The sequence below is a fragment of the Eubacterium ramulus genome (assembly GCF_003122485.1).
Taxonomy (GTDB): domain Bacteria; phylum Bacillota; class Clostridia; order Lachnospirales; family Lachnospiraceae; genus Eubacterium_I; species Eubacterium_I ramulus_A.
The window spans coordinates 1-14,784 of record NZ_JRFU01000142.1 but is presented as its reverse complement, the minus strand read 5'-3'; the positions used below and the strand labels follow the sequence as shown (position 1 = coordinate 14,784).

Sequence of the window (14,784 nt, the reverse complement as noted above, 5' to 3'; positions counted from 1 at the left end):
GCAGTTGGAAAAAGCAGCTGTGCAGCTGTCATGACGCACAAATGGCATCCATACAAAGACGGTGTATTATTTGAATCCCGTTTCTGGATCGGATATCGTATGGATGAAGACGGAAATGTTGTAAAAGCAATTCCGGAAGGCGTATCCATCCCACCATTTGTACCACAGGGATTATTCGCTCACAACATCAAAGAGTTTACAAACCTGGCAGCTATTCTGCCTGCCTTATATGCAGAGGAAAAAGATACTCTGTAAGAGATACTTTTAATTTACACTAATACACATTTACAAAATAAGAGCGAAGTGATCGTCAAAAATCATTTCGCTCTTTTCAATTTCAGTAAAGCGGACATTCGCAATTCGCTTTCGCTACTTGATTAAATCAACTAACTGCTGCAATCCTTCCGGTGTCTGCGCCATCGCCTTCACCGACTGTCCCGCCATCGCATCCACATCCGCTTCCGTCACAGTCAATGTCGTATTTCCATCCGCATTTTCTGCACCATCCACGCTATATTCAAAGCTGACATAACCCAGATTATCTGTCACCGCAATCAACAGACAACCAAGCTGTTTCATCTCCTGATGTAGCCGTTCCACATTGTCAGACGAAGAAATCTGTACATTCAAAAACGTCCATCCGTAAGGTTCCTCTGACGTCTGTAATTGTGTACCATAAGAAATTAACGCACCATCATTGATTCCAAGAACCGCTCTGGCAGCCTGCACAGACCGTCCATCCGCCGAAGTATCTCCCACATATGGATTTCTACTCTGATACAGATCTGAAACAGTTCCGTCAATCGACACTCCATCATCCCACAAAATCCGATTTTCCAAAACAACCTGTTTTACGTCTTCAGCGCTCTGATAATCCGCCTGAAATTCATTAGTATGAAATGATGACTTTCTGGTTTCCCGCAAAGATACCGTCACAATGCCATCCTTCTCCTGAAATGCCACATCTGATACACCTTTTGTTGTATCAAGCAATAATCCCTGCACAGATACCTTATGATCTTCAACTGCCACATTTGCCTGCACGAACTCTGCCTGTTCTACCTCCTGTCCAACGACATATACTTTGCTCCAAAGTCCCACACCAACCGCGATCACAACGATTAGCACTGCTGCCAAAATCCGCATCCGGTTTTTCTTTCGAATCTTTTTCAGATAATCAATTTCTGATGATTTTTTGGAATCAGCCTTTTGTCCATCATTTATCTCAGATACATCTTCGCCATTCATCGGTTCTCTCATTTCACTATATAATTTTCGGCAGCTTTCGCATGTTTTCATATGCTGTTCCACCGCCTGATTACTCACATCGCTTGTCAGTCCATCCACATAAGACGGAAGCAGATCCTGCACAACTTCACACGTCAGATCATTTTTCATCCTTTTCCAACTCCTTCCTCAGATTCGTGCGCGCCCGGAAAAAAGTCACCCGCGCCCAGTTCTCTGTTTTTCCCATAACCTCACCGATCTCCCGGAAAGACAAATTTCCAAACATCCTCAGATACAACACTTCCCTGCCCGGTTCCGGAAACGCATGCAGTTTTTTCAATAACTCCATCTGCCCGACCTGCTGCAGCACTTCCTGCTCTGCCGACACTGTATTTCTTATCATGCCCGCTCCATCAAACATCAAATCCACATCTGGATCAACCTGCAGCCGCGCATGTTTTTTCATATAAGCAAAATACTGATTTTTCGCAATGGCACACAGCCACGTTGTGATCTTGCAGCTTTCGTCAAAACGATCAATACTTCGTACCGCCTGATAAAACGTTTCCTGCGTCAGTTCTTCCGCCAGATCCGCATCATGTGTCAATGACATCAGATATTTAAACACCGTCTGCGCATGTTGACGGTAAACAGCATCCATATCCTGCACCTGCGTTTCCCCTCCTTTCCACTCAAAGTTATTTTTTCTTAAATGCACTCCATATCCTAACTGTTCCAACTGCATCTAAAAACTCACTAAAGCAACCTGTATTTTTGTTGTTCTATCTATTAATAACTGTTTTTCCACTTTCGTTACAGCACATTTCCTTTTCTCTAACTCTTTTTACATATATTTTTGGAATTTATCAAATCTCCGTTCAACTTTTTTCAACCACCAACTCTATTTTTCCAACAACTTCTTAATTTCCTGCAAAAAACACGCAAACGCCGGATTTTTATTTTCCTTTTTCCATGCCAGAACCGCCTCATTACAGGAATTTAACACAATATGCTGCAACGAAGTATTTTTCATCTCCCGCGACCATTCATCAATGATCATCGCTCCCATGCCGCTGTAAGTGCGCGCCACCGCTTCTTCAATGTTTGGCACAAGCTGCACCTTCGGCTCAAATCCATAAGGACGCATATATTCCCGCACAAGTTCTGCAGAATCATACTCTCCATCTGCCACCGTAAAAAAAGTAATCTTCCGGAAATCCTGTACCGTTCTGTTATCCTCATCCCCCGATTCCGCAAAAATGTCTCCCTCTGCTTTCTTCACACTGTCCGCCGTTCTATTAGCAGATTGTTTCTGCATTTTCTCAAATAAATCATCCGCATAAAAAAGCACCCGGTTCATTTCTGCCAGCTTTACCCAGTAAAACGGACATTCGCAATCCACTTTTGCTACTTGCCCATGAACGCAGTCGCTTTGCGGTCTGCTTTCATACTCTGCATCTTTTATGGAATCCCGAATGGTAAAAATCAGATCCAGCTTCCCCGCTTCCGCCTCTTTCCGCAACGGTTCCAGATCTGCAAAAGACATCCGGATCTCAATCTCCGGATAGTCCTGCTTCATCTGCTCCAGCACTTTCTGCAATTTTTCCTGAATTTTCCACCCAGTCAGGATTCCAAGCCGCAGCGTTCCCCGTATTTTCTGCTGATACTGCTGCGCCTGCTCATATACCGCCTTATATTCTTCTGTAACTTTATGAAAAAAATCATAATACAATTTTCCTGCTTCCGTCAGTTGTACATCCTTATGATATTCCCGGATCAGCAATGAAAAACCCAATTCATCTTCCAGTGACAGCACCTGTTTACTTACTGCCGGTTGTGAAATATACAAACGCTCCGCTGCTCTGGTAAAATTTCCCGTTTCTGCCACAGCCAGAAAACTCTCAATTTGTCTTTGATTCATACAACTTCTCCTTTGATCTATATCTCTAATCAGTAAAGCGGACATTTGCAATTCGCTTTCGCTACTTGCTCATGAACGCAGTCGCTTTGCGACCTGTCAGTGGGAGCTTTTAACTCCCACTGACATAAGCATCCCCTTTACCCACCGCTTAGTGCTCTACGCACTTGAAGCGGGGGAATGCTTATTCTGCGTTCAAATGCTGCTCAACAACTATAGATATTGGACTCATCTCACATCTGATCTATCTCTGCTACGTACAATCTTTCTTCTAAAATCCCCATATTCCACATCACAAACTTTTCCACTCTCTCCCTTTACTTACCCTCTATGCCTTTTTCTTATTGTAACATCTACCATTCTATTTTGTTATAGTAAACCATGAAAAAACCATATTTTACACCGAAAAAGTTCTTATTGTACAATCAAACTATCACAAATTGGGATTTTTGAAAGGAAGGTATTTACTATGGTTAAACTGGAACATCCGTTGAGTAAAAACATGGAACTGGTTGCCACACATGATCTGAACGGGCAGCCGGGTTTTCAAATGGCACTTCAGGTCATGAACGGACACTATTATCTCTATGTCACAACCTACTATCATCAGGGATGGCAGATTCTGGATGTCACAGATCCGAAACACATCATCTGCAAACATCTGGACGATCCCCGTGGGAAATCCGGAACCGTTCATCCGAAAATTCAGATTGCAGACGGCATTATGATCACCGCATCCGGACAGCGTGTCCGTTTTCTTCCAATGGAAGGAGTTGACTATGATGATTATGACTCCGGTATTGAAATCTGGGATGTCAAAACAGATCCGATGAACCCGAAATTGCTTGGTTACTGGGACAATGGCGGCGGTGAAGGCATTGACGGAAATAGCACCCATCGGAACTACTATGACGGTGGCCGCTATGTATACACAACCTCCACCTGTCCGGGATTTTTGAACAACATTCTGCGCATTATTGATATTATTGATCCTGCCAATCCAAAGGAAGTCGGTCGCTGGTATCTGAAGGAACAGTGGTTAGACGGCATGGATCATGTTGAATGGGATACTTCCAAAATTCAGCCGGGTTCTCTTTCCCCTTATCCGGGTTACAAACATTATCATCTGCATATGCCACAGGTAAAAGACGGCTATGCTTATCTGGCTTACTGCGGATACGGACTGGTAATTCTGGACGTGCATGACGTTACCCGTCCAAAATATGTGGGCAGTCTGAAAATTGACCCGCCATTTTCCGATTTTATTTCCTGTCACACTGCATTACCGATGAGTGGCTATAACAAGGATTATCTGATTCTGACACAGGAAATGGGTGGCGACGGCAGACATGCACAATTTGCCGGAATCGTTGATATTTCTGACAAAACACAACCGACACTGGTTTCCATGTTTCCGCCATATTCCGTACCGGAAGATGCACCGTTTAAAAACTATGTAGAAAAAGGTGGTCGCCCGGGACTGCACAATTTCCATCAGCCACAGGGACAGCCTCACTATGAGGATCGACCAGATCGCCAGTACCTCACCTGTTTCAACGGCGGTATCCGCGTTTATGATACTTCGGATATTTTTAACCTTCGGGAAATTGCTTATTATATTCCTGCAGATCCGGAAAAAGACGCATGGCCAATTCCGAAAATGATGAACGACGGCCAGATTATTGCCCGCTGTGAAGATGTGTTGGTGGATGATCGCGGATATATCTATATTACAGACTCCAATGGTGGATTATCTGTACTCCGCTGTCTGGTTTAGAAATCATATATGATTTTAGAGGATGTGCAGTGATTCAAAGAAGAATATGTCAACTTACATTAACCAGAATCACGTACCAACTCTCACGTACGTTCAACTTGAATTAACTTTGCAAACTTCAACCTATAAACCATAAAAATGCCGCGTGGCTTTCATCAAAGGAAAACCATGCGGCACTTATTTTTGCTTCTTCCTGTTTGGAAGGGATTGTATTACCTGATATGGAGAAATCTCCATTTCCAGTAATCAGTTTTTTTCATTATGTACTTACGCTGCTTATGCAAGACCTGGGAAAATTGTCAGGATCAGTGCAACAACCAGAGCTGTAATTGTTGTATTTAATACAGTTGTAATAAATACATATTTGTAAGAATCTTTGATCTCAACTTCTGCAATACCTGTAGCGATGATATATCCCGGGTTTGTCGGTAATGTATCAAGTGTCTGAGATGCAAATACGGATACACGGTGCAGAGCACTCATGTTGATACCCATGCTTGCGAATGTCTCTGACATGTACGGTAATGTAGCGGACAGACCTGCAGGACCTGATCCGGATGCACCAGTCAGTAATGCGATTGCAAGTACTACCTTGAATAATGCCGGACCACCCATGTTTAATAATCCGTTTGTCAGTACCGGGAATGCCGGAGATGCTGCTACGACACCACCGATAGCTCCAAGTAAACCAACCTGAAGAACCAGCATAGTTGTCTGCTCTCCAACCGGTTTGATCAGTTCTTTCAGTCCTGAGAATTTTCCATAATATGGGAAGAAGAAAATCAGGGAAAGAATGATGTTGAGCATCATACTTACTAAAATGTTCCATCCAAGTCCGTTAAAGCAGATCAGTGTTACTGCGATCGGGATAATGGAAAGTAACCAGTGCGGTGTTTTCTGTCCCTCCGGACGTTTTGGTGCGTTTGGTGCAACGTCGTATACGTGTCCTTTTGCGATTTCTTTTTTAGAGATAATGTTCATCATAACGATGTTCAGGATCAGGACAACTGCGCCACCGATAAATCCAGGAACTGCTGCTGCCATCGGAGATGTACCAAGCATCTGTACAGCGATAACGTTCTGGTCGGATGTAGTACCCGGCATAGAACATGCTGCAGTTGCAAGTGCTCCTAAAACAACACCAGGGCCCATAGCTCTTGGCATTTTTGCTTTTTCAAACAAGTCCATAGCGATCGGGAATAAAATGAACATCAATACAACCGGGTTCATTCCACTGTAAGCAAGTACAGTACCGATTACATAAATTGTAAGGATAGCAAGAATCGGTTTCATAACAACCTGCTGACCTGCGGCAGCCTGTTTTCTTGCTTTGATTGTGAATAAATCATATAATGCGTTTGCGATGGATAATGCAGCACCACTTGCGTTATATAATGCAGCGATAACACATCCCATCAATACCGGACCAAGCATTGCTGTAACATAGTTACATACGCTTGGCAGCATAGTGTCTGTAAATGTTGTCAACAGGTTCATTCCGTTGAACAACGCGATCAGCAGTGCACATAACGGTGCAAGAATAATTGTGCTGATTCCTTTGTATGCGCCGTAGATCAAAACAGCGACACCAACAATAATGCCTATAATACCTAATGCAGCCATTTCTCATTCTCCTCCTTTGTCTGAGTATTTTTATGACTATACTTAGTATAAAATATAAACATTCTATAATCAAATACTAAAAATTTTATTAAATCATATCAATTTTGATATACAACATTTCTGTACATTCCTCACATGCAGAACATTTTCTTGAAATCATCACGCTCACAGGGAAACAGCATATTTTTCTACAAATCTACACGATTACTACCTGCTGCTCCGGTTCACCGGCGTCTTCCCATCAAACACGAAAAACTGGTAATCCGTCACTTTCTGTCCCTCCTGCCACTGGTAAGAGCTCTGAATACCTTTCAACTGCTTGGAATTATAAAACCAGTCAACCACTTCCTGATTGCCAATAAACTCCTTATAATTCTCACTGGTAATGCCAAATTCCTCATAACACTGACAGATCGCCATTACCGAATCATAATAATCTGCCACCGGATTCGACACCTGCTCCGTCCCATGACGGGCGATCCGATAATCCTGCAGCAATTGCTGCCAGTCTTTTCCCTGATAAACCGGATCAAATTTATTCCAGATAGAAATGCCATCCAGCATATTTCCTGCCACATCAAACAATTCACTGCCATACGCGGAAAAAGAAGTAGAAATCTGCCGACCTTCCTCCACTCCATGACTTCTGAGTTTCAACAGAATATTTCCGGTTTCCTTGCCACGCACCAGAAAAATATATCCGTCCGCCCCCTGATTCAATGCCTGAATGGCATAATAGGCATAATCCTTATCACTGGCTCCCTGCCTGATATCCACGATCTTCAAAAGATGCAGTCCCATATCCTCCAGACGATCCTGCAAAAGTTCCGTCGTATTTTCCTGAGACTCATCCTCCGACATGGTAAAAAGCACCACATTTTTGATATCCGGATTTGCCTGTGACCATACCCGCACTTCCTCCAGATCGCCTGCCTCCGAATCGCTCATATAAGAGATTCCATGCGGTGCCATGGTATTTCTGGATTCCGCAAAAGAATATGCCGCAATATTAATAGTCTGATTACGCTCCACATTTTTTGCAATATACGCGGTCTCCGGCGCATCCATTGGTCCAAGAACCAGAAAAGAAGCCCGGCTTGCACCCTGAAAAAGACTCAGCGCTTTACTTTTCTCTGAATTGGTATTTTCCGAAATGATCTGGACCTTACAGCCATTCACGCCGCCATTTTCATTCACTTTATCTGCCGCATATTCTGCTGCCCACAAGGCAGATTTTCCCAGAGAACGGTACTCTCCGCTCTCCTGAGACAGAACCACCACCGGCAGATACCCGTTTTCCAGAGACTGATTAATTTTTTCTTCAAAGGCACTTGCCTGCAGATCGCGCTGCAGGGCGGTACGTGATAATACCACCAGAAACACGATCACAACAATTGCCTGCCACACTCTATTTTTCATCGTACGCCTCCAGCATAAACCAGAAACAGGTTCCTTTATTCGGCGTGCTCTCCGCACCAAACGGCGCATGATGCAGTTTCAGGATCTCACTTGCAATATTCAAGCCCACACCCATGCCGCATTTTTCCCGTTCATTCGGTTTTACCTGATAAAACCGGTTCCAGATATACGGAAGTTTGTCCGGTTCGATTCCGATTCCATAATCAATGACTTCCACCCGGACGCTGCCCTGATACCGCCGGATCAGAATTCGTGCCTCCGTTTTATCTCCGGAATATTTTACCGCATTGGAAGCAAAATTGTAGATCACCCGGTAGATCAGACGACGATCTGCCTGCACCTGCACATCCTCCATGCATTCCAGTTTAAAATGAAACTCCGGTCGGTTTGCACAGACACTGGATAACACTTCCTCTGCCACGCCGCGAATCGAAAATACCGTTTCTTCCATTTCCATCGTTCCGGACTGCAATTTTGCCAGATCCAAAGTATCACTGATAAAGTTTGTCAGTCGATCCGTCTCATCCAGAATCATCCGCACATGTTCTTCCCTTTTCTCCGGAATTTCCCCGGAAAAGGCTTCCAGCATTTCCGCATACATGCGAATTACTGTTAATGGTGTTTTCATATCATGACTGACATTTGCCACAAAATCCCGTCGCAGGGATTCCGTTTTATTAAATTCCTGTTCCGCCTGTTCCAGTGTATCTGCAAGCTGTCTGGCTTCCACCGGACCTTCCCGGACAAACACAGTTTTATAATCACCTGCTGCCATCTGTTGTGCACTCTTATTCAGATGCTGAAATGGTCGCGAAAAATGTATTGCCAGACAGATAGACAGAATCGATGCCAGAATCAGCACCGTCACTGTCACCAGCAAATACCGACTGGTCAGAAGCCGCATCAGTGCATCCACATCTGCCAGTGATTTGCTCACCACCAGCACTTCTCTGGCGCCGTCAATATTTGCCAGCACCACTGCCTGAACCACCCAATTCGATATCCTGACATCATCTTTTACATAATACTGACAGATTCCATCCGACTCATCCAACCGCTGAAACAGCGTCTCATCTACAATATCATCCTGCTGCGGCGCCGCATTTTCTCCCTGATTGTTTACCGACAGCAACACCTGCATATCTTTTTCCGATACGATCTGAACAAAATAATCATTCGTCTTCGCCAAAAAAGCGATATTTGCCTCAAAATCTTCCTGATCGTACATATCCCAGATAGACTGTGCGGCCGCTTTCAGGTCATTTTCTGCCTGTTCCTGATATTTTCCCTGTACCGAAAAATGTAACACCATCCAGAACATGATCGCCATTGCGCCTGCAAGTCCCATAAATCCAACCCACAGACCAAACATCATCTTATGTTTCTTTCTGATCAGCTTCAAATTTATATCCTGCCCCTCTGTATGTTACAATGTAGGTGCGATGTTCCCCTAAGGCATGCCGCAGCATCTTGATCTGTGCATCCACCGTCCGGTCATCTCCCATGAAATCAAATCCCCACACTTTTTCCAGTAACGCGTCTCTAGAAAAAACAATGCCTCTGTTTCTCACCAGAAAAAACAGCAGATCATACTCCTTGGGGCGTAGTTCCACACGCACACCATCCACAAAAACTTCCCTCGCAGACACATTGACAGAAAGTCCCTCAAATTCGTATTTTTCTACTTCCTGATATGTGCCTTCCGTCTCTGTTTTCTTTTTATTTTTCTGATTCCGCTGCAAGATCACACCGATCCGCGCCACCAGTTCACGAATCGAAAATGGTTTCACCACGTAATCATCAATTCCAAGTTCAAATCCCTGTAGCTTATCATATTCCTCTCCTTTTGCGGAAAGCATCAGCGCAGGAATATCTTTGATCTCCCGGATTTTTTTATATGCTTCGTATCCGTCCATCTCCGGCATCATAATATCCATGATAATGACGTCAAAATCCTTCTGCCGGCAACGTTCCACCGCTTCTTTTCCGTTGGCAGCTTCCTCTACTTCATATCCCTGATATTCTGCAAATTCCCGGATTCCCATACGGATCGATAATTCATCATCCACCACTAAAATTTTCGCCATTGTCCCACCCCCATGATACTTTGTATCATAACTTTTATGCGATAATTTTGCAACTTGTAGATGCTTCTCCTGTTATCATAGCCAGCAAAATATTGAGTACCGACTGCTCCTCCGGTTGTTTCCATGCCGCCGCGATCTGTACGGAATGTTCCAACGGACAGCACTGAAATCCCTGTGTATACACATTTCTCACCCATGAATTGCAGACAGTCACCCCAAGACCATTTTCCACATTCATCAGAATCGATTCCATACTGTTTACGCTGCAGAAATTCGGCACAAATCCATACTTACTTCCAATTGTCCGGATATACTCCGCCTGCATATCTTCCCGGTCATCTGCCAGCACAAAAAATGTTTCCTTCCGAAAATCCTCCGGCTTCCAGTTCTTCTTTTTATTCCGAAACAGCGTATTCGAAAACAAGATCACTTCCGGTGCCGTATCGATCACAAATGTTTGTGCATCATAAATCTTAGCCGCACGTTCTTCTAATGTAATGATCAGATCCAGCTGACCCATCTGAAAACGTGCAGACAGCTCCTGAAGATTATAAGCTTCCAGAGACACCTTAACTCCCGGATATTCCAGACGCAGTTTTTTTAAAATCGGTTGAATATAACTTCCGATATTCCATCCGTTGACATAACCGATGCGGATCATGCCCATTTCCAGTGCTTCCAGACGCTCTACCCGCTCTTTTGCATCTGCCATGCACTGTTCCACTTTCTGAAATACATTCTGATAAATCCGTCCCGCCTCTGTCAGCGCAATATGTTTTCCACTTCTGTCAAAAAGCTGCACATTCAGTTCTTTTTCCAGACGCGCGATGTTTCTGCTCAAATTTGGCTGAGAAATATAAATTTTCTCTGCCGCTTTACAAAAACTGCCTTCTGCTGCCACCGATAAAAAACTTTGTACTAACGTGTCGTTCATCATATTTCCCCCCATGCGTTTTTCGAACATTTTAAGCCCGTAAAATTTACTGTTTTCACCATAAATCTTTCCGTCAACTTTTGATGCTCCCATCATAGCAGAGAATTATGATAGCTAAATGAATTTTGAAAAATTTTTATTCCCCATCATTACCATAGTCAGAAAAAGCTCCTGCAAACGTCCACGTTTTTCCCTGATCCTCAGTCATAAAACAGATTCCTTCCTGCTCGCCCACCTGATTGATCAGCTTAATTTTATACGTGTCACCATCTTTTTCCGGCATCATCATATACTGATAGTCGCTTGCGGAAAAATGCAGTTCCGACGCATATGGAGATAACTCCGTTGCCGAATCCAGCGGCAATGTCACCGGCTCAAAAGTCGCACCACCGTCGTAAGTCACATAAATCTGCGAATGTGCCCCGGAAGCGCCTGCCAGTCCCGCAAATCCAAACTGACTGTCGAAAAACTCCAGACCTTCTGCCACACCCATTGTCCCATCAAACGGATCTTCATTTATTTTTGTCCATGTTTTACCGCCATCTGTCGTCTGATTCAGATCATAAAACCTGCTGCCTGCAGCCGCATCGACGATTTCCAATCGCCAGCCCAGATTTTTTTCCACATAAAATTCCACAGAACCATTATTCTGATCCACATGCCATCCATCCGACAACTGCGCCTCCAGCGACTGTTCTGCCTCATGTTCCTCCGACAGTTCACTCAATGGTGTATACTGAGGCTCCATCATATAACGCACCGGTGTGATCGTATCCTCCATTCCCGGAATATAGAGAGACACTTCGTACCCGCTCATCTCTCCGCCTGCATCCAATGCAGAAAAATCTGTCTCTCCACTGACGACACTGTCACCATCCACATCTCCCGGCAGATACTCCAATCCATCACTGGTTGTAAAGGAACGAACACCATAATATAACACACCATAGGTCACAGTTTTTCCCGATGTCGCATTAATTGCTTTCTGCCACCGACTGACATATTTCTGACAATCTGCAAAACTCAAAATACGGATCATCGGTTGCAACAAATGATCAGAATCATAAGATCCACTGGTATAGCCATCCAGATCAACTCTGATTTTGTCACTCTTGGTTGCGTCATAAGAAATCAGAAATGTTCTGTCTTTGTCATTCTTATCTCTTCCATATAAAAAAGTATTCACCTTCTGCACGGTTCCACGTTCATTAAAAATAATTTTTACGCCATCACCGGCAACGTATAATTCCTTCGGCAGATCAATCTTCTTGCCAATATCATCCAGCAATCCCTGCACACCATTGTTGAAAAAATTATCATGATCATAAGAAACATACTGAACCGTCTGCTTTTCCTGCAGCTTTTCTGCCAGCCGTCCATGTCCCGGAATCGCAGAATAAATCACACCTCCGACAGCACAGCCGCTTCCGATCAGAATGATTAACAGTGAGATCCAGAAAGAAAATCCTCTTTCCTGTGTCAGACTTCCATTTTTCTTCAAATAAGCAGTCATCACGCTCCATATGATGATACTACAGATCAAAGCCGCTCCGATTGCTCCGATAATGATCACACTGAGCCGTCTGCCGCCATACTGACATACATGCCAGACCTGAAATAGCAGTAACAGGTAGCATACAATGTTCAATTTTCCACAAATTTTTCTTATTGCACTCACTTCAAAATCACACTCCTGCTTTTCAAAATCCCAAAAATATCTCTGTTTTCTATCCTACTAATAAATCAACATATTTTTTAATTATATATTACTTTTTGATAGCAGGAATCGCAATCTCACTTTTTGTATTATTCAAAATATCATCACACTCAAATACGCCACGCTGACCACTTACTATAATGATTTTCCATAAACCATTTATAGTAAGATACTCTCCATCTTCACATATATTTTTCTTAGAAAATTTTTATTCCTCTGTCGTATTCTCCGTCCAATTCGGATTGTAAATAGAATAACCGTTTCGACCGCCTCTCTTTGTCTCATACAGTGCCTGATCCGCATGTCGATACAGCTCAATAAACGTATTTCCGTTATCCGGTGCCAATGCCACACCAACACTGATTGTAATACTGCGGTTATCCATTTCCTCAATCTTCATTTCCGGAAGATTCTTCAACAGATTATGAATTCTCTGCTCTGCCTTGTCCCGATCAGAAATATTGCGCATTAAAATGACAAACTCATCGCCACCGATACGTCCTACAATATCATCTTCCCGGAACTGGCCCTGCAAAAATTTTCCAAGCATACTTAAGACTTTGTCACCTACAAGATGACCGTAACTGTCATTCACGCTCTTAAAATAATCTACATCCAGAATCACAAAACCATGCTGTCCAGATTCCTGCTGTAAGATTCGTTCGATAAATTTCTGTGTGTAGTCTTTGTTATACAATCCCGTCAGAGCATCACGCTGTGCTACTGCCAGTAATTTTACCTTTTCCCGATTATTTTTACGTGCAATATAAATAACTAAAATACCTACTAACACGCAAAATACCAACATGAAGATCATTTCATATTCCTGAATAAAAGCATAGGATTTCTGCGCTGCTTTGACCGGAACAATATAACAAAGCATCCAGTCATTCATTCCGATTGGCATATAAGTCATATAGTAGTCCTGTGCACTTGTATTATCCAAACCTAAGCGAATAAAACCAGATTCACTTGCAATAAAATCATCCTGCACCTGTGCCAGTGTATCTTCCTGATTTTTATTTTTCTCTGTGTAATATGTAAATAAATTATCACCATATTCAATCTGTTTTTTATTACCATTTCCATCTTCATAGGTAATAATTTTTCCCGTATGATTAACGATCAATGTATCGCCTTCACCATCAAACAGATCATCAAACAGCATATGACTTAACATTGTTACATTGTAAGAACCGCCTAAAATACCGATTATCTGCTGATTTTTATCATATACCGGCACCCCAAGAACCACTCTTGTTTCCTGATCAACACTACTCTCCAGCGGATCACTTAAGGTCTGCTGTCCATTAATTGCTTCTTTGAAATACCGTCTGTGAGAAACATTTTTTACAACACCATTGTCATAATATGCCGTTCCATCCGGTTCAATCAATGCCGTCCGCTCCAGATCTGTTGATTCATAAATATTGATCAACTTATCCAAATGCTCCTGAGTAATCAGCTCCTCATCCTGCCCCATTTCTTTTGCCAACCCATTCAAATACTGATAATGAATTGCTAAAATAGAGCGCAAATGTTCACTCTGACGTTTTACATTATTCATCATTGTTCTCTGTGAATTTTTCTCCACAGAATGCTGTACTCCGGCAAAAAATACTAAAATGCCAATTACCACCGCAATAATGAAAACACCAGTTGCCACAATATAATTTTTTAACTGCGATGTCTTTTTTCTCATATGTTTATCCTCACATCTTTGGTCTTATTAATTCCTATTTTTATAATAATAATACCAAATAAATAATTAACAATAAAGTTATTTATTTCAATATTTACGGTTTTTTTACACTTCTATTTAGTTAGAACATAAAAAACCTCAGAAACTTTTGATTTCTGAGGTTACTAGAGGCGACAACCAGATTCGAACTGGTGATAGAGGTGTTGCAGACCTTTGCCTTACCACTTGGCTATGTCGCCATATTTAATTAATATACCTTTTGCATTATATCATTCCCGAAGGAATAAGTCAATATGCGAAAATTCATTTCGTAAATAATTAATTACGAAAAAACTCCCCGAGTAGGGCTCGAACCTACAACAACTCGGTTAACAGCCGAG

Annotated in this window: 12 protein-coding genes and 1 tRNA gene; 2 read left to right on the top strand and 11 right to left on the bottom strand. The window is 42.7% G+C overall.

Annotated features, from left to right (window positions below; translation table 11 throughout):
- Positions 1 to 255: DAPG hydrolase family protein (locus LG34_RS12345; protein ID WP_431602615.1), on the top strand; the 255-nt coding region annotated here is incomplete at its 5' end.
- 114 nt (positions 256 to 369) lie between these two features.
- On the opposite strand, the gene LG34_RS12340 is transcribed toward LG34_RS12345, so the two are convergent.
- The 3 genes from LG34_RS12340 to LG34_RS12330 all read right to left on the bottom strand — a co-directional run bounded on the left by LG34_RS12340 (position 370) and on the right by LG34_RS12330 (position 3,148).
- The gene (locus LG34_RS12340) at positions 370 to 1,398 is read right to left on the bottom strand and encodes a DUF4825 domain-containing protein (protein ID WP_109216339.1); all 1,029 of its coding nucleotides are present in this window, start codon (positions 1,396 to 1,398) and stop codon (positions 370 to 372) included.
- Entirely contained in the window at positions 1,388 to 1,888 is a 501-nt protein-coding gene (locus tag LG34_RS12335) for an RNA polymerase sigma factor (protein ID WP_242979898.1), read from the bottom strand. Before LG34_RS12335 ends, LG34_RS12340 begins: the two co-directional genes overlap by 11 nt.
- 240 nt (positions 1,889 to 2,128) lie before the next feature.
- A complete protein-coding gene (locus tag LG34_RS12330; protein WP_181369364.1) occupies positions 2,129 to 3,148 on the bottom strand; it encodes a LysR family transcriptional regulator in 1,020 nt (339 codons plus the stop codon).
- A gap of 466 nt (positions 3,149 to 3,614) precedes the next feature.
- Here LG34_RS12330 and LG34_RS12325 point away from each other — a divergent pair, with 466 nt between their 5' ends.
- Positions 3,615 to 4,922 carry an LVIVD repeat-containing protein gene (locus tag LG34_RS12325; protein ID WP_109216337.1) on the top strand — a complete coding sequence of 436 codons (1,308 nt, stop codon included), beginning with the start codon at positions 3,615 to 3,617 and terminating at the stop codon, positions 4,920 to 4,922.
- Positions 4,923 to 5,198: 276 nt separating this feature from the next.
- Here the strand turns inward: LG34_RS12325 and LG34_RS12320 are convergent, their stop codons facing one another.
- The 8 genes from LG34_RS12320 to LG34_RS12285 form a co-directional block, all read right to left on the bottom strand.
- Positions 5,199 to 6,545 (bottom strand): GntP family permease, encoded by a 1,347-nt coding sequence (locus LG34_RS12320; RefSeq protein ID WP_109216336.1) that lies wholly within the window; start codon positions 6,543 to 6,545, stop codon positions 5,199 to 5,201.
- Between the two features lie 207 nt (positions 6,546 to 6,752).
- A complete protein-coding gene (locus LG34_RS12315) occupies positions 6,753 to 7,964 on the bottom strand; it encodes an ABC transporter substrate-binding protein (RefSeq protein WP_158582272.1) in 1,212 nt (403 codons plus the stop codon).
- Entirely contained in the window at positions 7,954 to 9,366 is a 1,413-nt protein-coding gene (locus LG34_RS12310) for a sensor histidine kinase (RefSeq protein WP_109216334.1), read from the bottom strand. Before LG34_RS12310 ends, LG34_RS12315 begins: the two co-directional genes overlap by 11 nt.
- Entirely contained in the window at positions 9,341 to 10,051 is a 711-nt protein-coding gene (locus LG34_RS12305; protein WP_109216333.1) for a response regulator transcription factor, read from the bottom strand. The genes LG34_RS12310 and LG34_RS12305 overlap by 26 nt, the downstream gene beginning before the upstream one ends.
- 34 nt (positions 10,052 to 10,085) lie before the next feature.
- Positions 10,086 to 10,985 carry a LysR family transcriptional regulator gene (locus LG34_RS12300; protein WP_158582271.1) on the bottom strand — a complete coding sequence of 300 codons (900 nt, stop codon included), beginning with the start codon at positions 10,983 to 10,985 and terminating at the stop codon, positions 10,086 to 10,088.
- A gap of 136 nt (positions 10,986 to 11,121) precedes the next feature.
- A complete protein-coding gene (locus LG34_RS12295) occupies positions 11,122 to 12,663 on the bottom strand; it encodes a WD40/YVTN/BNR-like repeat-containing protein (RefSeq protein ID WP_109216331.1) in 1,542 nt (513 codons plus the stop codon).
- 247 nt (positions 12,664 to 12,910) lie between these two features.
- The gene (locus LG34_RS12290; protein ID WP_109216330.1) at positions 12,911 to 14,404 is read right to left on the bottom strand and encodes a sensor domain-containing diguanylate cyclase; all 1,494 of its coding nucleotides are present in this window, start codon (positions 14,402 to 14,404) and stop codon (positions 12,911 to 12,913) included.
- 168 nt (positions 14,405 to 14,572) lie between these two features.
- Positions 14,573 to 14,643, bottom strand: a tRNA-Cys gene (locus tag LG34_RS12285).
- Between the last annotated feature and the right edge of the window lie 141 nt (positions 14,644 to 14,784).